The organism is Nocardiopsis sp. YSL2, from assembly GCF_030555055.1.
In the GTDB taxonomy this organism is placed as follows: domain Bacteria; phylum Actinomycetota; class Actinomycetes; order Streptosporangiales; family Streptosporangiaceae; genus Nocardiopsis.
In genome coordinates, this window is sequence record NZ_JAMOAO010000001.1 from 2,332,540 (window position 1) to 2,355,705 (window position 23,166).

The 23,166-nt window shown below is 71.9% G+C and carries 23 protein-coding genes and 1 pseudogene; 13 read left to right on the forward strand and 11 right to left on the reverse strand.

Annotated features, from left to right (window positions below; genetic code table 11):
- Positions 1–18: 18 nt before the first annotated feature.
- The 3 genes from M1P99_RS10120 to M1P99_RS10130 all read left to right on the forward strand — a co-directional run bounded on the left by M1P99_RS10120 (position 19) and on the right by M1P99_RS10130 (position 3,330).
- Positions 19–957: a DedA family protein gene (locus tag M1P99_RS10120; protein WP_304452404.1), complete on the forward strand. Its 939-nt coding sequence runs from the start codon at positions 19–21 to the stop codon at positions 955–957.
- A gap of 156 nt (positions 958–1,113) precedes the next feature.
- Positions 1,114–2,520 (forward strand): dihydrolipoyl dehydrogenase, encoded by a 1,407-nt coding sequence (lpdA, locus tag M1P99_RS10125; protein WP_304452405.1) that lies wholly within the window; start codon positions 1,114–1,116, stop codon positions 2,518–2,520.
- Between the two features lie 123 nt (positions 2,521–2,643).
- Positions 2,644–3,330, forward strand: coding sequence for a hypothetical protein (locus M1P99_RS10130; RefSeq protein ID WP_304452406.1), 687 nt, complete (start codon positions 2,644–2,646; stop codon positions 3,328–3,330).
- Between the two features lie 88 nt (positions 3,331–3,418).
- Here M1P99_RS10130 and M1P99_RS10135 read toward each other — a convergent pair whose 3' ends face one another.
- The gene (locus tag M1P99_RS10135) at positions 3,419–5,023 is read right to left on the reverse strand and encodes an OmpA family protein (RefSeq protein WP_304452407.1); all 1,605 of its coding nucleotides are present in this window, start codon (positions 5,021–5,023) and stop codon (positions 3,419–3,421) included.
- Positions 5,024–5,213: 190 nt separating this feature from the next.
- Here M1P99_RS10135 and M1P99_RS10140 point away from each other — a divergent pair, with 190 nt between their 5' ends.
- The 4 genes from M1P99_RS10140 (at position 5,214) to M1P99_RS10155 (ending at position 8,962) form a co-directional block, all read left to right on the forward strand.
- Positions 5,214–6,827 (forward strand): molybdopterin-dependent oxidoreductase, encoded by a 1,614-nt coding sequence (locus tag M1P99_RS10140; protein WP_304452408.1) that lies wholly within the window; start codon positions 5,214–5,216, stop codon positions 6,825–6,827.
- A gap of 60 nt (positions 6,828–6,887) precedes the next feature.
- Positions 6,888–7,535: a fasciclin domain-containing protein gene (locus M1P99_RS10145; RefSeq protein WP_304452409.1), complete on the forward strand. Its 648-nt coding sequence runs from the start codon at positions 6,888–6,890 to the stop codon at positions 7,533–7,535.
- Positions 7,536–7,625: 90 nt separating this feature from the next.
- Entirely contained in the window at positions 7,626–8,228 is a 603-nt protein-coding gene (sigK, locus tag M1P99_RS10150; RefSeq protein WP_304452410.1) for an ECF RNA polymerase sigma factor SigK, read from the forward strand.
- Complete coding sequence (locus tag M1P99_RS10155; RefSeq protein ID WP_304452411.1) at positions 8,225–8,962, forward strand: anti-sigma factor; 738 nt, start codon at positions 8,225–8,227, stop codon at positions 8,960–8,962. The genes sigK and M1P99_RS10155 overlap by 4 nt, the downstream gene beginning before the upstream one ends.
- A 70-nt stretch (positions 8,963–9,032) precedes the next feature.
- On the opposite strand, the gene M1P99_RS10160 is transcribed toward M1P99_RS10155, so the two are convergent.
- Positions 9,033–10,325 (reverse strand): MFS transporter, encoded by a 1,293-nt coding sequence (locus M1P99_RS10160; protein ID WP_304452412.1) that lies wholly within the window; start codon positions 10,323–10,325, stop codon positions 9,033–9,035.
- Positions 10,326–10,792: 467 nt separating this feature from the next.
- Positions 10,793–12,079 carry a CynX/NimT family MFS transporter gene (locus M1P99_RS10165; protein WP_304452413.1) on the reverse strand — a complete coding sequence of 429 codons (1,287 nt, stop codon included), beginning with the start codon at positions 12,077–12,079 and terminating at the stop codon, positions 10,793–10,795.
- Between the two features lie 191 nt (positions 12,080–12,270).
- On the opposite strand from M1P99_RS10165, the gene M1P99_RS10170 reads away from it, so the two are divergent.
- The 3 genes and pseudogenes from M1P99_RS10170 (at position 12,271) to M1P99_RS10180 (ending at position 15,399) form a co-directional block, all read left to right on the forward strand.
- The gene (locus tag M1P99_RS10170) at positions 12,271–12,756 is read left to right on the forward strand and encodes an Lrp/AsnC family transcriptional regulator (RefSeq protein WP_304452414.1); all 486 of its coding nucleotides are present in this window, start codon (positions 12,271–12,273) and stop codon (positions 12,754–12,756) included.
- 152 nt (positions 12,757–12,908) lie between these two features.
- A pseudogene (locus M1P99_RS10175) lies at positions 12,909–13,800 on the forward strand (amidohydrolase family protein).
- Positions 13,801–13,827: 27 nt separating this feature from the next.
- Entirely contained in the window at positions 13,828–15,399 is a 1,572-nt protein-coding gene (locus M1P99_RS10180) for a long-chain-fatty-acid--CoA ligase (RefSeq protein WP_304452415.1), read from the forward strand.
- A gap of 59 nt (positions 15,400–15,458) precedes the next feature.
- Here M1P99_RS10180 and M1P99_RS10185 read toward each other — a convergent pair whose 3' ends face one another.
- A complete protein-coding gene (locus M1P99_RS10185; protein ID WP_304452416.1) occupies positions 15,459–16,253 on the reverse strand; it encodes a VOC family protein in 795 nt (264 codons plus the stop codon).
- A gap of 262 nt (positions 16,254–16,515) precedes the next feature.
- On the opposite strand from M1P99_RS10185, the gene M1P99_RS10190 reads away from it, so the two are divergent.
- Positions 16,516–16,782 carry a hypothetical protein gene (locus tag M1P99_RS10190; RefSeq protein ID WP_304452417.1) on the forward strand — a complete coding sequence of 89 codons (267 nt, stop codon included), beginning with the start codon at positions 16,516–16,518 and terminating at the stop codon, positions 16,780–16,782.
- 141 nt (positions 16,783–16,923) lie between these two features.
- Positions 16,924–17,763 (forward strand): enoyl-CoA hydratase/isomerase family protein, encoded by an 840-nt coding sequence (locus tag M1P99_RS10195; protein ID WP_304452418.1) that lies wholly within the window; start codon positions 16,924–16,926, stop codon positions 17,761–17,763.
- A gap of 91 nt (positions 17,764–17,854) precedes the next feature.
- Here the strand turns inward: M1P99_RS10195 and M1P99_RS10200 are convergent, their stop codons facing one another.
- The 4 genes from M1P99_RS10200 to M1P99_RS10215 all read right to left on the reverse strand — a co-directional run bounded on the left by M1P99_RS10200 (position 17,855) and on the right by M1P99_RS10215 (position 19,312).
- The gene (locus M1P99_RS10200; RefSeq protein ID WP_304452419.1) at positions 17,855–18,373 is read right to left on the reverse strand and encodes a GNAT family N-acetyltransferase; all 519 of its coding nucleotides are present in this window, start codon (positions 18,371–18,373) and stop codon (positions 17,855–17,857) included.
- An 81-nt stretch (positions 18,374–18,454) separates the two neighbouring features.
- Complete coding sequence (locus M1P99_RS10205) at positions 18,455–18,736, reverse strand: type II toxin-antitoxin system RelE/ParE family toxin (protein ID WP_304452420.1); 282 nt, start codon at positions 18,734–18,736, stop codon at positions 18,455–18,457.
- A complete protein-coding gene (locus M1P99_RS10210; protein ID WP_304452421.1) occupies positions 18,733–19,011 on the reverse strand; it encodes an antitoxin of toxin-antitoxin stability system in 279 nt (92 codons plus the stop codon). The genes M1P99_RS10205 and M1P99_RS10210 overlap by 4 nt, the downstream gene beginning before the upstream one ends.
- A gap of 49 nt (positions 19,012–19,060) precedes the next feature.
- Positions 19,061–19,312: a Smr/MutS family protein gene (locus tag M1P99_RS10215; RefSeq protein WP_304452422.1), complete on the reverse strand. Its 252-nt coding sequence runs from the start codon at positions 19,310–19,312 to the stop codon at positions 19,061–19,063.
- A 29-nt stretch (positions 19,313–19,341) separates the two neighbouring features.
- Between M1P99_RS10215 and M1P99_RS10220 the strand changes: the two genes are divergently transcribed.
- Positions 19,342–19,518: a hypothetical protein gene (locus tag M1P99_RS10220; RefSeq protein ID WP_304452423.1), complete on the forward strand. Its 177-nt coding sequence runs from the start codon at positions 19,342–19,344 to the stop codon at positions 19,516–19,518.
- On the opposite strand, the gene M1P99_RS10225 is transcribed toward M1P99_RS10220, so the two are convergent.
- The 3 genes from M1P99_RS10225 to M1P99_RS10235 form a co-directional block, all read right to left on the reverse strand.
- Positions 19,493–20,335 (reverse strand): class I SAM-dependent methyltransferase, encoded by an 843-nt coding sequence (locus tag M1P99_RS10225; protein ID WP_304452424.1) that lies wholly within the window; start codon positions 20,333–20,335, stop codon positions 19,493–19,495. The two genes, M1P99_RS10220 and M1P99_RS10225, sit on opposite strands and share 26 nt — an antisense overlap.
- Positions 20,319–21,176, reverse strand: a complete 858-nt coding sequence (locus M1P99_RS10230; protein WP_304452425.1) for an SURF1 family protein — start codon at positions 21,174–21,176, stop codon at positions 20,319–20,321. Before M1P99_RS10230 ends, M1P99_RS10225 begins: the two co-directional genes overlap by 17 nt.
- A gap of 202 nt (positions 21,177–21,378) precedes the next feature.
- Positions 21,379–22,470, reverse strand: a complete 1,092-nt coding sequence (locus M1P99_RS10235; protein WP_304452426.1) for a chaplin family protein — start codon at positions 22,468–22,470, stop codon at positions 21,379–21,381.
- Positions 22,471–23,166 lie beyond the last annotated feature (696 nt).

The following is a 23,166-nucleotide window of genomic DNA, read 5'->3' on the forward strand; positions in this document are numbered from 1 at the left end:
ACACGGGACTCTGGGGACATGACGACGCAGCCGCACAGCACCAGCAGCGACACCGCCGGCACGGACGGGACCGCCGCGGACACGGACGGGACCGCCGACACCGCGGGCACCGCTCCGGACGCCGACTGCGTGCTCTCCCCCGAGCGGGAGCGGCGCCGGGAGAAGGAACGCAAGGAGGAGGAGGCCAGGGCGGCCCTGCGCGCGCTCAAGCCGTGGGAGGGCCGGGCGACCCGCCAGGACAAGGCGCTCCTGACGGCGTTCATCGTGATCCCCACCGTCTTCCTCGCGCTCACCCCGCTCAAGCCCCTCCTCATCGCCGACCACCCGGTGGGTCTGGCCGCGTTGACCGGCAGCAACGCCGCCATCGGCGCCGCGTCGGCCTTCGCGCGCATCGGTGAGATCCCGCTGTGGCTCGTCCTGTGCGCGGGGGTGTTCGGCAAGATCAAGGTCGACTGGCTCTTCTGGTGGCTGGGGCGCCGCTGGGGACGGGGCATCGTCAACCTGATCACGCCCAGCGAGCGCGCCCGGCGCCTCGCGGACAAGGTGCGCGACGCGAACCCGTGGTGGATCCGCGCCGCCGTCCTGGTCTCCTACGTCCCCGGCGTCCCCGCGGCCCTCGTCCTCGTCGTCGCCGGCTGGACCGGCATGCGGCTGCGGACGTTCATGGTCCTGGACGCGTGCGCGGCCCTGCTGATGACCGGCTCCGTCGCCGCCGCGGGCTACGCCGCCGGCCAGGCCGGGGTCGACATCATCCTCCTCGTCGACCGCTACGCCCTCTGGATCACCTTCGCCCTCATCTTCGCCATGGCGTTCGCTCCGGTGATCCGGCAGAACATCCGTGCCAAGGCCGCCGATCGGGCCCGCGCCAAGGCCGGGGGCGCGGAGGGCACGGAAGCGCGGGACTCCCTGGACGCGAAGGACGCGCGGGTCTCCGAGGACGGCGCCGGGACGGTCTGACGCGCGGGGCCCTCCCAGCGCCGAAAGTCGCATCGATGGTGTCCCCGGTCACACGCACCGACGGGACCCGCGACTAAGCTGGCCTTCGGCAATCCGACACCCCGGGCAAGCCGGCTGCACTGGGTGCGTCACAAACACACTCTGGGAGATCCCGTCATGGGACAACAACACTTCGATCTCGTCGTCCTCGGCGCTGGTCCGGGCGGCTACGTGGCCGCGATCCGAGCGTCCCAGCTCGGCCTCAGGACGGCCGTCATCGAGGAGAAGTACTGGGGCGGGGTCTGCCTCAACGTGGGCTGCATCCCCTCCAAGGCGCTGCTGCGCAACGCCGAGCTCGCCCACCTGTTCTCCCATGACGCCGACTACTTCGGCATCAAGGTCGACGGCAAGGTGGAGTTCGACTACGGCAAGGCCTACAGCCGCAGCCGCGAGGTGGCCGACGGCCGCGTCAAGGGCGTCCACTTCCTCATGAAGAAGAACAAGATCACCGAGATCCACGGGCGCGGCACCTTCACCGACGACCGCACGATCGAGGTCAGGGGCGAGGACGGCGCCACCGAGACCGTCACCTTCGACCACGCCGTGCTCGCGACCGGCTCCTCCACCAAGCTGCTGCCGGGCACCACGCTGTCCGAGCGGGTCGTCACCTACGAGGAGCAGATCCTCAGCGACACCCTGCCGGAGAGCATCGTCATCGCCGGTGCCGGGGCGATCGGTGTCGAGTTCGCCTACGTCCTCGCCAACTACGGCGTCGACGTCACCGTCGTGGAGTTCCTCGACCGCCTCGTCCCGCTGGAGGACGAGGAGGTCTCCAAGGAGCTGGCCAAGGCCTACAAGAAGCTCGGCGTCAAGGTCATGACCTCCACCCGGGTCGAGGCCGTCGAGGACACCGGCAAGAACGTCCGCGTCACCGTCACGGGCGCCGACGGTGGGCAGAAGACGCTGGAGGCCGACAAGCTGCTCCAGGCGATCGGCTTCGCTCCCAACGTCGAGGGCTTCGGCCTGGACCGGACCGGCGTCCGGCTCACCGACCGCGGCGCGGTCGACATCGACTCCCGCGGCCGCACGAGCGTCCCGCACATCTTCGCCATCGGCGACGTCACCGCCAAGCTCATGCTCGCGCACACCGCAGAGGCCATGGGCATCGTCGCCGCGGAGACCATCGCGGAAGCCGAGACGCAGGAGATCGACTACCGGTTCATCCCGCGCGCCACCTACTGCCAGCCGCAGATCGCCAGCTTCGGCTACTCCGAGGCCGAGGCCCGCGAGGCCGGATACGACGTCCAGGTCGCCAAGTTCCCGTTCATGGCCAACGGCAAGTCGCACGGCATCGGCGACACCCGGGGGTTCGTCAAGATCATCTCCGACGGCAAGTACGGCGAGTTCCTGGGCGCCCACCTGATCGGCCCGGACGTCACCGAGCTCCTGCCGGAGCTCACGCTGGCCCAGCAGTGGGACCTGACCGTCCACGAGGTGGCGCGCAACATCCACGCCCACCCCACGCTCAGCGAAGCGGTCAAGGAGGCCGTCCACGGTCTGGCCGGGCACATGATCAACTTCTAGTCGGCCGGGGAGCGGACGGGGAGCGGACGCCCGTCGGTGGGACACCGGGGAACTTGCTAAGTTGCCCAGTGTCCCCCGCCGGAAGCCCTCCCCGTCCGGCCCTCCCCGAACCGAAAGCCACCCATGCGACTCATCCCGTCCAAGCCCCTGTCGTGCCTGGGCACGGCTGTCGCCGCCGTCGTCATCGGAGGTGTCGTCCTCGTCGGCTGCGACGTGGTCGACCTCGACGAGTTCGACGGTGCCGACCTGAGCCTGCCCACCGGGGAGGACGAGGAGTCACCGGGCGCGGACCCCAGCGCCGATCCCTCTCCCGAGGAGGAGGCCGCGTCCTCCTACGGCCTGCCGGAATCCTGCGAGGCGGCGGGCGCCGCCGACGTCGTCGGGGACCTGGCCCCCGGCCCCGTCCTCGCCGAGGAGTCCGGTGCCATCGAGGGCATCGACGACGCCGAGCAGCTGACGTGCTCCTTCAGCGACGGGAGCACCGAACCGGGCACGCCCGTGTTCACCCTCGTGTTCACCTCGAACGCCGACCCCAGCGCCAACCCGGACGTCGTCCGGGTGCCCGGTGCGGAGGCGGAGATGAACTGGGAGGTCGACGTCGACGTCGACGTGGACACCTACCGCAACGACGACACCGACGAACTGGGCGGCGACCTGGAGTACGTGGGGACCGTCGACGGCTCCAGCCGCCAGCTCTTCCTGTCCCTGCCCGGCGACTTCTACGTGGCCGCGATCGCCTTCGGCGAGGACGTCGCGCGCGAGGACCTGGAGCGGGTGGTCATGACGGCCGCCGAACGCGTGCGCGGCTGACCGTCCGCCCGCGCCCCGGGGCGCGGGCGGCCCCGGACACGGCGAAGGGGCCGGTTCACACGAACCGGCCCCTCGTGCGCCTCCCGGGTCAGTACACGACCGGGATCTCCTCGAACTCGCCGAAGGGCCCGGCGCGCAGGGTCAGCTCCTCCACGTCGACCGGGGGCGCGGGGAAGACCGCCACCAGGTCGTAGGTGTTGTCCGGCTGCAGCATGTGGACCTCCTCGGCGAAGCTGCTGTAGCGCCCCTCGCCGAAGTCCATCTGCGCCACGTACCGCACCAGCCCGGCCTCCGGCTCCAGGAGCTGGAAGCCGCCGAGCGTGCCCTTGTTGAACTGCTCCGGGCCGCCGGCCTGGATGGCGTCGGTGCCGCCCAGTTCCGGTACGAGCGGCTCGTCGGTGGTGTTGGTGAAGGCCACCGTGCCGATCACGTAGGCGCCGTCGCGGCGCAGCGGGTAGACCTCCAGGCGCACGCCGTCGAGCTCGCCCTCGGCCACCACCGACCCGGGGTCGTCGCTGAAGGGCGCGGGCCAGGTGACGTTGCGCTGGGCGGCGCCCAGGCCGTCGTCGTCGTACTCCTCCTCCTCGGTGGCCTCCACCGTGTCGTTGAAGACGTAGGAGAACTCGACGCGGCGATTGCGGGCGCGCGCCTGCTCGTCGTCCGGGCCGCCCTCGCGGGCCACCGGCTCGTCCATGCCGCGGCCCTCGACCTCCAGGGTGTACCCCGCCCCGATCTCCTCGGCGAGCAGGTCGCGCACGCTCTCCGCGCGCTCCACGGACAGGTTGTCGTTGTAGGAGGCGGACCCGATGCCGTCGGTGTGGCCGATGACGGTGATGGTCGGGTCCTCGGGGTCGACGTTGGTCGCCAGCGTGGTGGCCGCGCGGCGCACGACCTCCTCGGCCTCCTCGGTGAGGGAGGCCTCGTCGAAGGCGAACATCACGTCGGAGTGCAGCGAGATGATCTCGCGGTCGCCGTCCCGGGTGGTCGAGGCGATCTCCGAGTCGACGAAGCTCTGCACCCAGCCCTCGTCGGCGAGCGCGTCCTCCTCGGGCCGCCGGTTGGCGAAGGTCAGGTTCTCGCCCGAGGGGGGCGGGTTGTCGAGGGTGAGGTGGTCGGGCCCGTTGGGGTTCTCCGGGGCCGGGGTCTCCTCCTCCACGTCCTGGACGGGGATCCCGGTCATGGCCCCCAGGCCGCTGCCGACGAAGGTCACCTGGGCCGTCTCGTCGGGCAGCCGCGGGAAGTACCGGACGTACTCGTTGGTGACCCCGTCGTGCACGGGGTAGAGGCCGTCCTGGTTGGGGCTCTCCGATCCGTACTTGAGGCCCTCCTCGTCCAGGAACTGGCGGTACACGCGGCCGGTGAGCGGGTCCACGAGCGTGTGGGCCATGCTCAGGTTCCGGTTGGGGCCGGAGAAGTCGTCGAGGTAGGTCACCTCGTAGCGCATGACCGTGTACTCGTCGGTCCGCTCCAGTCCGGTGACGGCGAAGCGCATCTCGGTGTCCTGGCCGGTGTCCTGGAAGATCCGGCCCTCACGGACGTAGGGGAACTCCTCGCGGACCTCGGGCGGGCCGGACGCGTCCCCGAACGTCTCCGACCACCAGCCGGACAGGTCGTCGGTGACGGAGCAGCCGGTGAGCAGGAGGCTGCCCGAGACCAACAGCGCGACCACGGTGAGGGGCGACTTCCGCGCCATGTGGGGGAACTCCGATCGTTGACGGGGCGTACGGCAACATCCTCCAGCACTCACGGAGTCGAACCGACCGGAGGGCGGACGAGTCGGGCGAACCCTATCGGAACGGGCGTTTTCCCGGTGTCCACGGAACCCGTTCGAGAAAAAACAGAATCTCGCCAATCCGGGCCGGGGGCCACCGCGAATACCTCACATGAACACTGAGAGGCGCGGGGAGACCACCCCGCCACGTGAGAGGCGACGGGTCGTCACGGGGTCGGTGATCGGCCTCCTGGCGGTCGGCGCCGCCCTGGGCGCCGCCGAGCTCGTGGCCGGGCTGTCCGGATCCGCGTCCCCCGTGGTGGCCGTCGGCGACGTGGTCGTCGACGCCACGCCCGCGTTCCTCATGGAGTGGGCGATCGCGCTGTTCGGGACGGCCGACAAGATCGTGCTCGTCACCGGCATCGCGGCCGTCCTCTTCGCGGCCGGTGCCGTCCTCGGAGTGCTCGCGCTCCGGCGGCCCGTCCTCGGCTACGCGGGACTGGCTGTGTTCGCGGCGGCCGGCCTGGCCGCCGTCCTCCTGCGCCGCGCCGGAGACCCGTGGGCCGCCGCTCCGGTGGTCTTCGGCGCGGCCGCGGGAGCCCTGGCCCTCGCGCTCCTGTTGAGGAGCGCGCGGACGGTCCACGGACCGGGGAGGAAGGGGAGGCCGCAGGCATCGGCGGACGCGGAGACCACTCCCGCTCAGGTGGGACCCGACCACGGCCAGGGGAGACGCGGTTTCGTTCTGACCGCGACGGGTGTCCTGGTCGGGTCCGCGACCGCCGGTGCCGTCGGCCGTTGGATCCCGAACGCGCTGGGCGGGGCGGGAGCGCGGTCGTCGCTCGCCCTGCCCGCCGCGGCGGAGCCCCTGCCCGCGCTGCCGGCCGGGACCGACCTCGGCATCCCGGGCCTGACGCCCTTCAGCACCCCCAACGCCGACTTCTACCGGATCGACACCGCCCTCACCGTGCCCAGGCTGGACTCGACCCGCTGGCGCCTGCGCGTGCACGGCATGGTCGACGAGCCCTTCGAGATCGACATGGACGAGCTGCTCGCCATGCCGCTGGTCGAGGCCGACATCACGATGACGTGCGTGTCCAACCAGGTCGGCGGAGACCTGGCCGGCAACAGCCGCTGGCTGGGCTTCCCGCTGGCCGACCTGCTGCGCCGGGCAGGGGTCCAGGCGGGCGCGGACCAGATCCTCAGCACCTCCGACGACGGGTGGACCTGCGGGACGCCCACCGAGGTCGTGATGGACGGGAGGGACGCCCTGCTGGCCGTCGGCATGGGCGGCGAGCCGCTGCCCCACAGCCACGGCTACCCCGCGCGGATGGTCGTCCCGGGCCTGTACGGCTTCGTCAGCGCCACCAAGTGGGTCACCGACATCAAGCTCACCCGGTTCGCGGACGAGAAGGCCTACTGGGCCCAGCGCGGCTGGGCGGTCCGGGCGCCGATCAAGGTGATGTCCCGCGTGGACGTCCCCGCTCCCCTGGGCCGCGTGTCCTCCGGCGACGTCACCCTGGCGGGCGTGGCCTGGGCCCAGCACCGCGGCGTGGACGCCGTGGAGGTGCGCGTGGACGAGGGCGAGTGGTGGGAGGCCGAACTCGCCCAGGTCCCCGGGATCGACACCTGGGTCCAGTGGGTCGCCGAGACCGAACTCGCACCCGGCCCGCACACGGTCCAGGTCCGGGCGACCGACGCCGAGGGCCGCACACAGACCTCGGAGCGTGCCGAGCCGATCCCCGACGGGGCCTCCGGCTGGCACAGCATCCGTTTCACCGCCGAATAGGCGATACCAGACCCGCCACACCGGTGGTCCTGATAGTTGAACAAGTTGAAGGAGAGAACCATGATTCGCAAGAGCACTCTCACTGTGACCGCCGCCGCTGCCGCCCTCGCATTCGGCCTGACCGCCTGCGGGGACATGAGCGAAGAGGACACCGACGCGGCCTCGGAGAACACGAGCGCGGAGGAGACCACGGGCGGGGAGGACATGGAGAGCGAGGGCATGACGGAGACCGTCGGCGAGAACTTCGGCTCCGGCTGCGCCGCGGTGCCCGAGGACGGGGAAGGCAGCTTCGAGGGGATGGCCGACGACCCGGTGGCGACCGCCGCGTCCAACAACCCGGCGCTGTCCACCCTCGTGACCGCCGTGGGCGAGGCCGACCTGGGCGACACGCTCAACTCGGCGGAGGACATCACCGTCTTCGCCCCGGCCAACTCCGCCTTCGAGAAGATCCCCGAGGAGGACCTGAACGCCCTGCTGGCCGACCAGGACCAGCTCACCGAGGTCCTGACCTACCACGTGGTGGAGGGCCGCCAGGCCCCCGCCGACCTGGAGGACGGCACGTTCACGTCCCTGCAGGGTGGCGAGGTCACCGCGACCGGCTCCGGCGAGGACTACACGGTGAACGGCGACTCCGCGGTGGTCTGCGGCAACGTGCAGACCGCCAACGCCACCGTCTACATCGTCGACACGGTGCTCATGCCCGAGTAGGCGCCACGCACCCGGGCCGCCCGTGCGTTGAGGCCGGGCGGTCCGGGACCCGTTGTCCCCCCGGACCGGAACCGACGAGGAAGTGTGCAGATGGACGAGGAAGCCGCGGTGCCCCGCGAGGTCGGGTCGCGTCCGGCGGTTCCGGCCGCCCACCGGCTCGGCGAGCTGCTGCGCGAGGTGGCACGAGGGGACGAGCGCGCCTTCGGGGAGGTGTACGACCTGGTGAGCCCCACTGTGTACGGTCTGGTGCGCCGGATCCTGCGCGACCCCGCCCAGTCGGAGGAGGTGGCCCAGGAGGTGTTGGTCGACGTGTGGCGGTCCGCGTGCCGCTACGACGAGCGCCGGGGGACGCCCCACGCGTGGGTGATGACGCTCGCCCACCGCCGGGCGGTGGACCGGGTGCGATCCGAGCAGGCCGCGACCGACCGCGAGGCCCGCGCGGCCGCTTCGGACACGCGGCGGCCCTACGACGAAGTGGCCGAGGAGGTCACCGACCGGCTGGAGAGCGAACGGGTGCGCCGATGTCTGGACACCCTCACCGAACTGCAGTGCGAGTCGGTCCGGCTCGCCTACTACGGGGGATACACCTACCGTGAGGTCGCCCGGCTGCTGACCACGCCGCTGGGCACCATCAAGACGCGGATGCGCGACGGGTTGATCAGGCTTCGGGACTGTTTGGGGGTGGAGTGGTGAGAAGGACGCTGAGTCACGACCAGCACACGCTGGCGGGCGCCTACGCCCTGCACTCCCTGGCGCCGTCGGAGGCGGTCCGGTTCGAGGACCACCTGGCCGGGTGCGACTCCTGCCGCCAGGAGGTCCGCGGGTTCTCCGAGACCGCCGCCCGGCTCGCCGCCGCCACGGCCCGCACGCCGCCCCCCGGGCTGCGCGAGCGGGTGCTGGCCGACGTGGCCCGGACACGGCAGCTCGCCCCGGCGCCCGAGCGCCTGCCCGAGCCCCGCCGCCGGTGGGGGTGGGGTCTGGGGCTCGTCCTGGCGGCCTGCCTCGCGGTGGTCGTCGCCGTGGGCGCCGTGGCCGTGGACCAGATCCGCCAGGTACGGGAGCTGCGCGAGAACGAGCAGCGCATCGCCGCCGTGCTCGCCGCCCCGGACGCCGCCTACACCACGGCGGAGCCGATGGAGGGCGTGACCGTGTCGCTGGTGTACTCCGAGAGCGAGGGCCGCCTCGTCTTCAGCTCCTACGGTCTGACCGACCGGGAGGACGAGGACTACCAGCTGTGGCTCACCCGGGACGACGGCACCGTCACCTCCGCCGGCGTCCTCGCCATCGACGACACGGGCGCCGCCGACCCGCTGCTGGCCGGAGTCGAGGAGGGCGAGGCCAGCGGTGTGGCGGTCACCGTGGAACCGGAGGGCGGCTCCGAGCAGCCCACCTCCGACCCCGTGATGGCCATGCCCCTGGAGAGCTGACCCGCGGGCCACCGTGGCTCCCCGGGGCCGGACCTTCCTTGACCCGAGGTCCGGTCCCGGGGTCCGTGCGTCAGGCGACGGCCACGTCCTCGGGGCGGGGCAGGTCGCGCATGACGGGTGAGAGCGTGAACAGCGCGGCGAGTCCGGAGACCAGCGCCATCATCAGGAACACCCAGGTGGATCCGGCGTGGTCGAAGACGATGCCGATGCCGAGGATGCCGACCGGTTGCGAGACCAGGGACACGAACATGACGGCGCCGAGCACGCGTCCCTGGTACCCGTCGGTGACCGAGGCGGCGACGTAGCCGTAGAAGACCGCGTTGACGCACGGCACGGTCGCGAACACGCAGCCGACGATGAGCCCCAGTGAGAGCACGTTGGGGGCCACCGTCAGCGCGAGCCCGCAGGCCGGCGCGGCCCAGGCCGCCACGAGGAAGGTGGTCGTGGGGCGCACCCAGCGGACCACCGCCCCGGCGGTCAGGGACCCCAGCAGGCCCCCGGTGCCGGCCACGGACACCGTCAGGCCGATCTCGACGTTGGTCGCCCCCTGGGCGTCGGCGGTGGCGATGATGGCGAGGAACGCGCCGGTGTGGGTGAAGGCGACGTTGAACACCACGATCCAGAGCATCATCGGGCGCAGGATGGGGTGCTTGGCCAGGACAGCGAACCCGCTGACGGCGCCGCGCAGGGTCCACCGCTCGCGGGAGTCGTGGACGGGAGCCTGCATCGGCCGCCGGACGCACAGGACGAGCCCGGCCGACACCAGGTAGGTCAGGGCCTCGGCGGCGAAGGGGAAGGCGCGGCCGAGGCCGAACAGGAACCCTGCCAGGGGTGCTCCGAGAGCGGTGGTGGTGAAGAAGCGGATCTGGTTCTGCGCGGCCGCGTCGGCCACCTGGGACGCCGGTACCAGCTGCTTGACGGCGGCCATCGCGACCGGGTTGGACACGCCCATCAGCGCCGACGAGCACACGGCGACGGCCACGACCCCCACCGGGGTGGCCTCGCCCACGACGAGGAAGACGGCGAAGCCGGACAGCAGGAGGAACCGGCCCACGTCGCAGCAGAGCAGGACCACGCGGCGGTCGACCCGGTCGGCGAGGGACCCGCCGACCACCGCCGCGACCATGGCGGTAGCGACCTGGGACGCCCCGATCACGCCGGCCTGGGCGGCCGATCCGGCCAGGAGGAGGGTCAGGAGGGGGTAGGCGACCTCGCCGCTCTCCTTGCCGAGTCCGGCGAAGAAGCGGCTGGTCCACAGGGCCTGGAAGTCCCGGTTGCGCAGCAGGGGGCCGAACTCCTCGGGGCCGCCGATCGGGGGCACCCGCCCGGGAGGCCGGGACGGGTGTTGCCGTTCCGACGTCATCGCGATCGTTCCCCTCGGGTCCCCGCGGGCAGCAGGGGGACCACGGCTCCGGCCCGGACTGGTGGTCGTGTGCCCGTGGGAACCGTGTGACACCGGCGCCCTCGTGGGCCGTAGGGGGTCAGGGGACCGACCTGGAGACCCCGGCGGAGGGCCGGACCGGGGGCGTCGTAGTCATGTCGCCATTATGCGCGCATTGCCCGCGTTAGCGAGCGTTCGTCACGCGTGTCCGCCGCGCCCGGGTCTCCGACCACGTGCTCGGCGGCGCCAACGTGACGGGCCCCACGCCCGGCCCGCGCGGGCCGCCCGGACGGAGTCCGCGGACGCCCGGCGGCGCGGCCCCCGCGGCGTCCGGGCGAGGCCCCCGGCCCCGCCCGGACGCCGCGGGACGATGCCGTCGGCGCGGCGGCCGGGGGCCCGGGGCGCGGACCGCACACGGGTCCCGGCGGCGAGGCGGCGCGAGTGCGCGCTCAGTCCGGACGGTGGCCGACGGCGGCCGCCTCGATGCTCCACGGCGTGCGCTCCACGTAGGCCACGACCGTGGCGACGGCCAGCGATCCCCCGGCGACCAGCACGTACGACGCGGTCCAGCCACCGGTCAGCTCGCCGAGCAGCCCGAACAGGAGCGGCCCGCCCAGCGCGATGCCGCTGCCGGTCCCCTGGACGAAGCCCGACAGAGCGGCCGACCCCCTGGCCGTGGTGCTGCGGGCGTTGATCATGGTCATCATGACCACGAACAGGCCGGTGCCCAGCCCCAGGAAGACCGCCCACAGCGGGGCCAGTGCCTGGGGCGCGAGCGCGATCCCCAGGTAGCCGGCGAGGTAGCCGGCGATCCCGAACGCGACGATCGGGAAGGTGTTGGCGGCCCGCACGGTGATCGTGGGCGCCACCAGGCCGAACATCAGGCTCGACCCCACCATGAGCGACACCATGCCGCCGGAGAACGCCCCGGAGTGGCCGGCGTCGGCCAGCAGTGTCGGCAGCCACGTGAACAGGGTGAAGACGTTCCAGGTCACCATCCCGAAGAGCACCGCCATCCGCCAGGCCATGCCCACCCGCCAGACCGGGCGCGCCAGCGGCGGCTCGCCACCGGCGGACTCACCCGCTCTCGGCGCGGCGGTACCGCCGGGGCGGCGCCACTGGACGGCCCAGAGCCCGGCGGCGGCCAGAGCGAGCAGGGACCAGGCGCCGAGGGCGAAGCGCCACCCGGCCACCTCGGCCAGTGGGACGGCGACCAGCGGCGGGAACAGGGCACCCAGGTGGATCGCGACCATCTGGACCGTGCTCAGGGCGGCCAGCCGGTCGGGGAAGTACTGCTTGATGAGCGGGGGCACCACGACGTTGCCCAGCGCGGCACCGGTCAGGGCGACCGCGGTGAGCAGCAGCAGGGTGCCGGTGTCGGGGGCGAAGGCGCGGGCCAGCTGCCCGACCGCGGCCAGCAGCATGCTGAGCACCGCGGTGGCCTCGGCGCCCAGTCGGCGCATGACGGCGGGGGTGGCCAGTCCGAACAGCGCGAAGGCGACCAGAGGCAGGGCGCCGAAGACGCCCACGACGGTGGTGGTGAAGCCGAAGTCCGCCCCGATCGTGGTCAACAGGGGCGACAGGGAGGTCACCACCAGGCGCAGGTTCAGTGCCGCGCAGGTGATGGCCGCCAGGGCCAGGAGGCGGCCCCTCAGTGCTGGGGCTCCGGTGGGAGCCGCGGTGTCCGGCCGTGCCGACGGTCGGTCGGGGCGGGCCAGGAGGGAAGTAGGTCTCATAACGGCGACGGACGTCCCTTGGTTCTGCGGTGATGCGTCGTCGCATCGGAGCGCGGCCGTCGGCGGGCGACACTGCCTGCCTCGGAAGGATCTTCTTCCGGGCGAGCCAAGTACGGCCTTTTCGCTCAAAGGTTAACCAGACTCCGGGCCTGTAGACAACTTTCCGTATTTAATACGGGTATGCTGCGCGCATGGCTGATCTTGACGAACTTGATACGGCGATCCTGGCCGAACTCCAGTCGGACGCACGAAAAACCAACCGCGACGTGGCCGCCGCGGTGGGCGCGTCGCCCACCACGACCCTCGATCGGACCCGCGCGCTGCGAGAAAAGGGTGTGATTCGCGGCTCACTCCTGGACGTGGACCTGGACCTCATCGGCCGCCCGGTCCAGGCGCTCATCACCGTGAGCGTCGTGAAACCCTCGCGGCACAACATCGAGGCCTTCCGCGACTGGGTCCGCTCGCTCCCGGACACGCTGTCGGTCTTCGTCACCTCGGGCAGCGAGGACTTCCTGATCCACGTGGCCCTGCCGGACAACAACAGCCTGTACGCGTTCGTGATCGACAAGCTGACCGAGCGCCCCGAGGTCGCCGACGTGCGCGCCTCGATCGTCTACGAGCACCTGCGCAACGAGCGCATCACCCCGACCAACGCCCACGGCCGCCGCCGCGCCTGAGGCCCCCTGGACGGCCGGTCGGGCGCCCCGCGGCCGGCGCCCTCCCGCTCGCGCCCCGACCGGGCCCCGCCGCCGCTGTGCCCCGGGCGGAGCACGGTTCCGGCGCGGGGCCCGCGGCGTGTTCGAGGGAGACCCGACTTAGGCTGATCCCTGTGACTCAGGTCTCAACCGGCCCCGGGTCCGACGAAGCCGCCGCCGTCCGCGCGTCGTGGCGTTCGCTCGGGCTGCCGGGACTCATCGACGTCCACACCCACTTCAATGCCCGACAACGTCCTCCGCAAGGTCTGGGCGTACTTCGACGCCCTCGGAGAGGGCGTCTGGCCGATCACCTACCGGGGCGCCCAGGACGAGCGCGTGGCCCTGCTGCGCGGCTTCGGCGTCACGCACCACACCGCCCTGTCCTACCCGCACCGGCCCGGCATGGCCCGCTGGCTCAACGACTGGGCCGCCGACTACGCCGCCCACCACCCGGACTGCCTGCGCAGCGCCACCTTCTACCCCGAACCCGACGCCGACGGCTACGTGGCCGAGGCGCTCGGCACGGGCGCACGCGTGTTCAAGGCCCACCTGCAGGTGGGCGCCTACGACCCCCGCGACCCGCTGCTCGACGACGTGTGGGGCGCCCTGGCCGCGTCCGGCACCCCCGTGGTGGTCCACTGCGCCTCCGGACCCCTGCCCGGGCCCTTCACCGGCCCCGGGCCGATCGCCGAGGTCCTGCGCGCCCACCCCCGGCTCACCGTGGTCGTCGCGCACGCCGGGGCGCCGGAGTACAGCGAGTTCCTCGACCTCGCCGAGCGCCACGAGCGGGTCCACCTGGACACCACCATGGCGTTCACCGCCTACACCGAGCGCCACTCCCCCTTCCCCGCAGCCGAGCTCCCGCGCCTGCGCGCGCTCGGCGACCGCGTCCTGCTGGGCAGCGACTTCCCGAACATCCCCTACCCCTACCTCGACCAGATCCGGGCTCTGGAGGGCCTCGACCTGGGACCCGACTGGCTGCGCGCCGTGTTCCACGACAACGCGGCCCGTCTGTTCGACCTGTGAACCACCGCCGAAGCAGAGAGAAGACGGATGGAACTCGCACTCACCCCCCTGGACTTCGCCCGCCGCGCACGCCGCCTGTACCGCGACCGCGAGGCGGTGGTCGACCGGGGGCTCCGCCTGACCTACGAGGAGTTCTTCGACCGCTGCGACCGCTGGTCCTCGGTCCTGGCGGGCATGGGCGTGGCCCCCGGCGACCGCGTCGCCTACATCGCCCCCAACACCCACGCCCAGCTGGAGTCCTTCTACGCGGTGCCGCAGCTGGGCGCCGTCCTGGTCCCGGTGAACTTCCGCCTGGCCGCCGACGACTTCGTCTACATCGTCAACCACTCCGGCGCGAAGGTCCTGTGCGTGCACGCCGACCAGATCGACACCGTCGACGGGGTGCGCGACCGCATGCCGGGCGTGGAACGGTTCGTCGCACTCGAGGGCGCGCGCCCGGGCTGGGAGGACTACGAGGCCCTCCTCGCCGACGCCGCGCCCGACTACCCGCGCGCGGAGATCGACGAGAACCAGCTGCTGACGATCAACTACACGTCCGGGACGACCGCGCGCCCCAAGGGTGTGATGATCACGCACCGCAACGCCTACATGAACACCGTGGGCGTCCTGACCCACCTGCGGATCGGGGTCGGCGAGCGGTACCTGTGGACCCTGCCGATGTTCCACGCCAACGGCTGGACCTACACCTGGACGGTGACCGCGGCGGGCGCCACCCACGTGTGCCTTCCGGCCGTGGACCCGGCCACCGTGTACGAGCTGGTGCGCTCCGAGGGCGTGACCTGGATGTGCGCGGCCCCCACCGTCCTGATCATGCTCTCCAACACCCCGAAGGACGTGCGCGGCGACGTCCCGCCGGGCGTCAACGTGGTGACCGCGGGCGCCTCACCGGCGGCCGACACCATCGAACGCCTGGAGGACGGCCTGGGATGGACGGTCACCCAGGTCTACGGCCTGACCGAGACCGCGCCCTTCATCACCGTGTGCGAGCCCCGGCCCGAGCACGCACCGCTGGGCACGCGCGAGCGCGCCGCCGTCAAGGCCCGCCAGGGCGTCGAGCTCATCACCTCAGGCGAGCTGCGGGTGGTCGACGGGGCCGGCGCCGAGGTCCCCTGGGACGGCACGACGGTCGGGGAGATCACGGTCCGCGGGAACGTCGTCATGCGGGGCTACTACAACGACCCCGAGGCCACCGAGCACGTCATGCGGGACGGCTGGTTCCACACCGGCGACGCCGCCGTCACCCACCCCGACGGCTACGTGGAGATCCAGGACCGGATCAAGGACGTCATCATCTCCGGCGGGGAGAACATCTCGTCGGTGGAGGTGGAGGGGGTCCTGCTGCGGCATCCGGCCGTGCTGGAGGCGGCGGTGGTCGGCGTGCCCCACGAGCGCTGGGGCGAGACGCCGCGCGCGTGCGTGGTGCTCAGGGACGGGGCCGCGGCCACCGAGCAGGACCTGATCGCGTTCGCGCGCGGCAACATGGCGCACTTCAAGGCGCCCACCCAGGTGGAGTTCGTGGCGCAGCTGCCCAAGACCGCCACGGGCAAGATCCAGAAGTACGTACTGCGCGGCGGAGCCTCCGCGGTCTCCCGGCAGTAGCGGGCACGACCCGGTCCCCGCGCCCCGGCCCGTCGGGGCGGGGCGCGGGGACCGCCGCCTCACATCGGGGACGGCTTGAGGAGGACGAAGGTGTTGCCATCCGGGTCCGCGCAGGCGGACAGGCGGCCCACGCCCGGCATCTCCTCCGGACCCATGTAGACCGTGCCACCGCTCTCGCCGACCCTGGCCGTGACGGCTTCGGGATCCTCCACGTGGAATACCGGGTGCCAGTCGCCCCGGCCCTGGGTGGCGCCGAGCATCTCGGGGCCCGCCGGCATCAGTCCGCCCATGCCCCTGTCCGCACCGGCGCCGGCCGGGGTGAGCACCCAGTAGGTGCCCTGGTCCTCCGGGAGCGGGAACGCCTCGAACTCCCACCCGAAGAGTTCGGCGTAGAACGCGCGGCCCGCGTCGCCGTCGGGGGTCCACAGCTCGACCCACATGAGGCTGTTCGGCTCGTCGACGGCCTCCAGCCCGGGGAAGGACAGGGGCTGCCAGGCGGCGAAGTGCGAGCCCTGGGGGTCGGAGTAGTGCGCCATGACGCCCATGCCCATGACGTCCATCGGCCCGACGTGGACGGTGCCGCCCAACCGCGTCACGGTCCGCGTCGTGGCCTCGGTGTCATCGGTCTGGAAGTACAGCGACCACGCCGGCGGCTGCCCCTCCTCCATGAGCGGAGCCGCCCCTCCCACGGCCTTGCCCCCGGACCTGAGAATCATGTAGCCGCCGGTGTCGGGACCGGCCGACTCGGCCTGCCAGCCGAAGAGGCCGTGGTAGAAGTCCAGCGACCTCTGGAGGTCGGACGCACCGAGCTCGATCCAGCAGGGCGAGCCCGAGACGAAGTCGGTGGTGATCATGGGGAGTCCCCTTCGGTCGAATGTGATGCGCACCACCTCAGAGTCTGTCCCGGGGGCGCGACAAGACAGGCCCCCCGCACGGCAAAGATCCCGCAACCGCGCGGAGCCCGTCCGGTCGGCGCGCGGCGGGGCTTCGGCCCCGCCCATGACCGCGATCCGTGCGTGGCGCGCCCTCCCGAACGCGGATCAGCACGTACAGTGTCGGTGCCACCGCTGACAGCGATGGCTTCGGTGTCCCACGTCTCGACCGAAGGGCCACGCCATGACCCCGGGATCCGCTCAGTCCGCCAACCCGCTCGCCGCACTCATCGCGGGCGTCCTCCTGACTGTGTGCTGCAACCCGGTGGTCGGCATCATCATGGTCGTGCTCGCCGCCATGGCCCTGAACAAGACCGACGACTCGCGCGCGGAGGCCAGGCTCACGCACGCCGCGTGGATCACCTTCGGCATCGGTGTGACCGTCACGGTCCTCATCGCCGCGATCGCCTTCCTTCTCGGTCTCATCCCGGGCATGGAGACCTACCTCTAGGGGCGACGCGCGGCAGGGCACGTAGCCGCGGAACACGCCCTGGCGCTGCGGCGGTCCCGCGCGCACCGGCGCGGGGGCACTGGTGGAGCATGGGAGCGCCCGCGCCCCACCCGAGCGTCCCCTCCCCGAGGAAGCGAACCGATGTCCACCGCACCCACCGTCGATCTCACCACCTCCGGCACCACCGCCACCCTGCGCATCGACCATCCGCGGCGCAAGAACGCGATGACCGCGCACATGTGGGGTCTGCTGCCCCGGTTGCTGGAACCGCTGGCGAAGGACCCCGCCGTCCGGGTGGTGGTCCTGACCGGCGCCGGACCGGACTTCTGCGCGGGCGCCGACATCACCGAGCTCACAGCGGGCGCCGACGGCTCCGCGGGTGACGCCTCCGGCGACGGTGCCGTCGGCGTCGACGTCGACGCGGCCGGGGCGCGGGTGCTCGACGACCGGCTCGCCGAGGCCGCGGGCGAGGCCCTGGCGGCCTTCCCCAAGCCCACCATCGCCATGGTCGACGGCCTGTGCGTGGGCGGCGGCTGCCTGCTCGCGACCGCCTGCGACCTGCGCGTCGGTACGCCGCGCACCCGCATGGGCGTTCCGGCGGCCAAACTCGGGGTGGTCTACCCCGCTTCGTCCCTGCGGCGGATCGTGGCCCTGGCCGGACCGTCCACCGCCAAGCGCCTGCTCTTCACCGCCGACCTCATCGGAGCCGAGGAGGCGCTGCGGACGGGGCTGCTCGACGAGATCGTGCCCGCGTCCGAACTCGCCCACCACGTCACCGGGCTCGCCGCCACCGTCGGCGAGCGCTCCCAGGTGAGCGTGCGCGCGGCCAAGAGCCTCGTCGACGCGATCGGCGCGGGCGAGCTCACCCCCGAGCTGGTCAGGAGCTGGGACGAGGAGGCCGTACGCAGCGGTGACCTGCACGAGGGCATCACCGCGTTCCTGGAGCGGCGCCCGGCGCGGTTCACGGCCCCGCCGTCCTGACCCCGACCACCGGCTCCGCATCAAGGGCGCACATGGATCCACAGGCGGCCAGGACACGTGTGGAGCCGCACTTCGCAACCTCGCCTGCGCCTCAGGCCCGGCCGGGGAGGGCGACGTGGACGCGGTGGGGACCGTTGTCGTGGTGACCCTCGCCCACAGGGAGGAAGCCCAGCCGGGCGGCCAGGCGCAGGCTGGGCACGTTGTCGATGTGGATGAGCGCCCAGACCGAGTGCAGGCCGAGGGAGTCAAGGCCGTGGCGGAGCAGCGCGCCAGCCGCTTCCGTGGCCAGACCTCGCCCGCCGTGGCGGACAGCCAGGTACCAGCCGATCTCCGGCGGCCCGCCGGGCAGTTCCCCTGAGGGGCGCAGATGGGCGAGGCCGACCAGGTCGCCGTCGAGCAGCACGGCCCAGTGCCCCAGTTCCGGCGGCCCGTCGTAGGCCAGCCGTTTGTCGACCATCCGGCGGGCCAGGGCCGAGTCGGTGAGGTCCGCCCCCAACAGGGAGCTCATGGCCGGGTCGGCGAACAGGTCCACCACGTCATCGGCATGCCGTTCCGCGAGGGGTTCCAGGACCAGCCGGTCGCTGAACAAGCGCTTTTGCCGCTCACACATCGGACCGCCGGGAGTCAGTGCTTGAAGTGCACGAACAGGCGGCCGAAGTTCTGACCACGATGCACGTGCGAGGGGGCGATCTCACAGCTTGCGGTAGACCTCGCGCCGATGGGCCACGCGCAGCGCCACCACGACCAGCCGCCCATCGTCGATCGAGTAGACGACCCGGTGGTCGCCCACACGGATGCGCCACAGCCCCGGATAGCCGCTGAGCTGACGGCATCCGTCGGGACGCGGCTCCTCCGCCAACGCCATCACGGCCGAGTACACGCGGCGAGCGACGGGTTTGTCGATCTTGCTGAGTTCTTTGCGAGCCCGGCCGTCGAACACGACCTCGAAGGCGCGCGATCCTTCATTCGTCACAGTCCGAGTTCCCTGGCCACATCCTCAGCGGACACGGCTTCAGCGTCACCGGACCGGATCTCCTCCAGCCTCTGGTGGGCGATGCGCCCGTCCTCGAGGTCGATCATCTCCTCGTAGGCCTCGACCAGCTCGATCGGAACGATGGCGGCAACCCGCTCATGCTTGCGCCCACGCGTCACATAGGTGACCTCGTCGCCGAAGGCGGCTCTGTTCACACGCTCGGAGAAGTGGTCACGGGCCTGGGCGACGGACAGCTCGACAGGATCAACACTCATACCACCATGATGCGCCAAGTTGGCCAAGTTGGCGACCCTTGAGTGCGCATCAATGGCGGAAGTGGATCCACAGGCGGCCGAAGTTCTTGGAGTCCTTGTCCACGCGGTGGTAGCGGGCCTTGATGTCCTTGCGGTCGAGGAAGCGCAGGACGCGCTTCTTCAACTGGCCCGACCCTTTGCCCGGGATGATCTCCACGGTCTTGGCCTTGGTGCGCTCGGCCTCGTCCATGATCTCGCTCAGGGCCCGGTCGATGTCCCGGCCCTTGTTGAAGATGTCGTGCAGGTCCAGTTTGAGCCGCATCGCTTCGCCTCCGCGTCCGCTTGCGTCGGATGATACGGCCTGCGCACCTCCCCGTCGCGGCCCGGCACCGCGTCCTCACCGTCGACGCCCGGCGCGTGCACGACGACGGCCACCGGTTCCGGGTCACCGGCAACGGCGTCCGGCTGACCGCCGCGGCCCCACCCGACGACCTGGGCGCCCCTACCGGCCGCCGCGCTCGGGCCTGACCGCGACGAAGACCGCCGTGCCCGGGATCATCCGGCCGCGCACGGGTCCCCATCCGCCCCACACCCGGTCGTGCCCTTCGGGCCACTCCGGTTCCACGAGGTCGCGCAGCACCAGTCCGGCGCCCGCGATCCCCCGTACCCAGTCCCCCACCGTGTGGTGGTGCTCCACGTAGAGCGCGTTGCCGTGGTCGTCCTCCTCGACGTACGCGCGCCGGTCGAAGTAGGACTGGTGCACGGTGAACCCCTCCTCGGTGGGGTCGTCGGGGAAGCTCCACCGGACCGGGTGCGTCACCGAGAACACCAGGCGGCCGCCCGGCCGCAGCACACGGGCCGCCTCGGCCAGCGCGTCGTCGGCCGAGGGCACGAAGGGGAACGCTCCGAAGGACGAGAAGACCACGTCGAAGGAGGCGTCGGCGAACGGGAGCCGCTGGGCGTCGGCCTGCACGGTCGGCAGCCGGTACCCGGTCCGCTCGTCGAGCAGGTGCGAGTGCCGCAACTGGCGCAGGGACAGGTCGAACGCCACCACCTCGCGGGCGCCCTGGGCACGCAGCCACCGGCCGCACTGGCCGGCCCCGCACCCGACCTCCAGGAACCGCGTCGCCGCCATGTCCTCGACCCCGAGCAGCCCCGCCTCGGCCTCGGTCAGTCCCTCCGGGCACCACACGAAGTCCGCGTCACCGAGGAAGTCGCCGTGGTCGGCCTGGTAGGCGTCGGCCGCGCCGTCCCACCACCGCCGCCCCGCCCGGGCGCTCTCCTCGGCGTCCACCGCCCGGCGCTCGACCCGGCCGGGCGCCGGGTAGTCACCGTCGTCCGGCACGGGTCTCCTCTGGTGTCGATCCGGCCCTCGCGCCGTCGGAGCCATCGGAGCCGCCGGAGCCCTCCGGCTCCCCGCCGACCGGCTCCCCGCTCTCCCCCTCGGCACGGGCGTCGCGCAGCTCGCGGCGGATGAGGACCACCCAGCCCACGACCGCCACGACGGAGAACACCCACCACTGCACGGCGTAGGACAGGCTCATCCCCGAGTCCTCCTCCCGCAGCCGGACCCGCTCGGGCGCGGGGTCGGGCACGGGGTCCTGCGCGGTGAGCTCCACGTACCCGCCGAGGACGGGGTAGGGGAGCCGCTCGGCGAGCATGTCCACGTCCACGATCATGATCTGCCCCTCGGGCAGGTCGTCGCGGTTGGCGAGCCCGGTGTTCGCCTCCGTCTCGGTGAACTGGAGGCGCCCGGCGATCTCCACCTCGCCCTCGGGCGCGGGCGGGATTTCCGGCACGTCGAGCGCGGTGTCGCCCCGCATGATCCAGCCGCGGTTGACCAGGACCGCCGACCCGTCGTCGGTGACCAGCGGAGTCAGCACGTGGAAGCCGACCCCCCGGGAGCCGTCGCGGTTGCGGATCAGCAGCTCGTGCTCGGTGTCCCACGTACCGCTCACCTCGACCGTGCGCCACCGGTCCCGCGGCGACACGTCCTCGCCGACCCCGGTGAGCTCCTCGACCGGCACCGGCTCCGCGGCCACGTTGTCCTGTTGCAGGCGCACGGACTCGCTGCGCGTCTCCCACCGGTCCAGCTGCCAGAAACCGAGCCGGATGAAGCTGGGCACGATCACCAGGACCAGCAGGTGGAAGGCGACCATGCGTCGCGAGAACAGGACTTTGAGCACGTCTTCGAGGTTATGAGACGCTCCCGGCCGCCTCGCACCGCCCCTTGTCCAGTGGGCGCGGCGCGTTCCGCCCGAACGCCCGCGCCCGGCCAGGCCTCCCGGGGGCCGCCGGTCGGCGCACACGCACGCGGGGCCGCCGGTCACCGGCGGCCCCGCACCGCGCGACGCACTCGCGTCGCGCTCCACGCTGGTGTCGCGCGTCCTACTCGACGTCGCCGACCGGGACGTCCTCGGCCGCGGCGGCCCGGCGCTTGCGGGCGAAGTACAGGCCGGCGGCACCGGCGCCGATCGCGGCCACGCCGGCGGCGACCAGGCCGCCCACGGTGCTGCCGGTCAGGGCGAGCTGCTCGTCGGCCTGCGGACGGGGGGTCGGACGCTCGTCGGCGGTGCTGGAGTCGTCGCCCTCCTCGCCGGTGTCCTCGTCGCCGGTGTCGGTGTCGTCGCCACCGTCGTCGTCGCCGTTGTCGCCGTCGTCGGTGTCCTCGTCCTTGTCGTCGTCACCGCCGTCGTCGCCACCGTCGTCGCCGCCGTCGTCACCGTCGTCCTCTCCGCCGTCGTCTCCGTCGGAGATCGTCTCCAGGCAGGAGGCCTCGGCGAGACCGAGGACCGACACGGCGTTGCCGCAGATGTCGACGGCCGCGTCGACCGGCACCACGACCTGGTTGCCGCTGGCCACACCGCCCGAACCGTCGGTGGAGGGGCCGTCGCCCTCGTTCTCGGGGGAGGACTGGATGATGTTGATGATCGTGGTGCACGTGGCGCTGGCGTTGCCCAGGATGGCCACCGAGTTACCGCAAACGTTGACCGCGACGTCGACCGGCACGACGATCTGGTTGCCGCTGGCCACACCACCCGCGCCGCTGGTGGTCGGCGCGTTGCCGGACTCGGACCCGGACTCGTCCTCCAGGACCTCGACGACCTCCACGCACTCGGCTTCGGACACCCCGCCCACGCCCGCGGCGTTGCCGCAGGCCTCCATCGCGGCGTCGACCGGGACCACGATCTGGTTGCCGCTGGCCACACCGCCCGAACCGTCGGTGGAGGGGCCGCCCTGACCGCTGCTCTCGTAGAGGACCTCGGAGACCTCGGTGCACTTCGCCTGCGAGATGCCCAGCACGGCGAGCGAGTTGCCGCACAGTTCGGCCTCGACGTCGGCCGGGACGACGACCTGGTTGCCGCTGGCCACACCACCCGAACCGTCGGTGGAGGGGTCGGCGAAGGCCGCCGTCAGGGGGGCGACCACCAGCCCGGCGGTCAGGACCGTGGCGAAGGAGTAACGGAAGGTGTTGCGCATAGTGCTGTTGAGCCTTTCAGGGAAGACAGCCGGGTGTTCAGCGCCTGTACATGGCGTCGATGGGGCCGTGGGGGAACCGGTGTCCGCGCAACGCGGTGGCACTCGGCCTCGCACCCGAACGGCACGGCGGGTCCGTCACCCGGAAACGGCGAGACGGCGGGAAGACCCTTTCGGCGGCTCACGATGGGGTCATCCACCCGGTGAACCGCCGATGGACCGAAACGTTAGCAAGACACAGACCGCGCGCCAGCTGTTTCAGAAAATGACTCGCCGCAATGTCAGCACTATGAGAGAACGAATGACTACTCTTTGAAATTGACACAGCTCACAGTCTTACCGATAACTACTCTGAGTCGAACACCGAAAGCACTGAGTAGTTTTATTGGCGAAAAAAATCCGCGCCTTCCCGCCAGGACCTACGAAAGGGCTTCGTTCACCCACGACCCCAAACCCCGCGAACAAACGCCTGGAATTCCCTGAAGATAAGCAGTCATACCTTTTGCCCGAAAGGACGCGAACGCGAAGAATCACGTCCTCGCGGCTCCGGCACCCGCCTCGGCGCCCACCCCTCCCCCACCAGCGCCGACCCGCGCCCACCCTCACCGTGCGTGACCATGGACGTTCGCCGCGCAGCCGCCCCGCGCCAACGCCCCGCGCCACGCGGCACCGGCGACCGCACTCGACCGCTCCCACCAC

Bases quoted from the DNA above. Each gene is read 5' to 3' on its own strand.
- M1P99_RS10140 (WP_304452408.1), top strand. From the start codon at position 5,214: ATGAACACTGAGAGGCGCGGGGAGACCACCCCGCCACGTGAGAGGCGA.
- M1P99_RS10195 (WP_304452418.1), top strand. From the start codon at position 16,924: ATGTCCACCGCACCCACCGTCGATCTCACCACCTCCGGCACCACCGCC.
- lpdA (WP_304452405.1), top strand. From the start codon at position 1,114: ATGGGACAACAACACTTCGATCTCGTCGTCCTCGGCGCTGGTCCGGGC.
- M1P99_RS10120 (WP_304452404.1), top strand. From the start codon at position 19: ATGACGACGCAGCCGCACAGCACCAGCAGCGACACCGCCGGCACGGAC.
- M1P99_RS10160 (WP_304452412.1), bottom strand. From the start codon at position 10,325: ATGACGTCGGAACGGCAACACCCGTCCCGGCCTCCCGGGCGGGTGCCC.
- M1P99_RS10135 (WP_304452407.1), bottom strand. From the start codon at position 5,023: ATGGCGCGGAAGTCGCCCCTCACCGTGGTCGCGCTGTTGGTCTCGGGC.
- M1P99_RS10235 (WP_304452426.1), bottom strand. From the start codon at position 22,470: ATGCGCAACACCTTCCGTTACTCCTTCGCCACGGTCCTGACCGCCGGG.
- M1P99_RS10215 (WP_304452422.1), bottom strand. From the start codon at position 19,312: ATGCGGCTCAAACTGGACCTGCACGACATCTTCAACAAGGGCCGGGAC.
- M1P99_RS10200 (WP_304452419.1), bottom strand. From the start codon at position 18,373: ATGTGTGAGCGGCAAAAGCGCTTGTTCAGCGACCGGCTGGTCCTGGAA.
- M1P99_RS10210 (WP_304452421.1), bottom strand. From the start codon at position 19,011: ATGAGTGTTGATCCTGTCGAGCTGTCCGTCGCCCAGGCCCGTGACCAC.
- M1P99_RS10185 (WP_304452416.1), bottom strand. From the start codon at position 16,253: ATGATCACCACCGACTTCGTCTCGGGCTCGCCCTGCTGGATCGAGCTC.
- M1P99_RS10130 (WP_304452406.1), top strand. From the start codon at position 2,644: ATGCGACTCATCCCGTCCAAGCCCCTGTCGTGCCTGGGCACGGCTGTC.
- M1P99_RS10220 (WP_304452423.1), top strand. From the start codon at position 19,342: ATGATACGGCCTGCGCACCTCCCCGTCGCGGCCCGGCACCGCGTCCTC.
- sigK (WP_304452410.1), top strand. From the start codon at position 7,626: ATGGACGAGGAAGCCGCGGTGCCCCGCGAGGTCGGGTCGCGTCCGGCG.
- M1P99_RS10165 (WP_304452413.1), bottom strand. From the start codon at position 12,079: ATGAGACCTACTTCCCTCCTGGCCCGCCCCGACCGACCGTCGGCACGG.
- M1P99_RS10180 (WP_304452415.1), top strand. From the start codon at position 13,828: ATGGAACTCGCACTCACCCCCCTGGACTTCGCCCGCCGCGCACGCCGC.
- M1P99_RS10145 (WP_304452409.1), top strand. From the start codon at position 6,888: ATGATTCGCAAGAGCACTCTCACTGTGACCGCCGCCGCTGCCGCCCTC.
- M1P99_RS10170 (WP_304452414.1), top strand. From the start codon at position 12,271: ATGGCTGATCTTGACGAACTTGATACGGCGATCCTGGCCGAACTCCAG.
- M1P99_RS10190 (WP_304452417.1), top strand. From the start codon at position 16,516: ATGACCCCGGGATCCGCTCAGTCCGCCAACCCGCTCGCCGCACTCATC.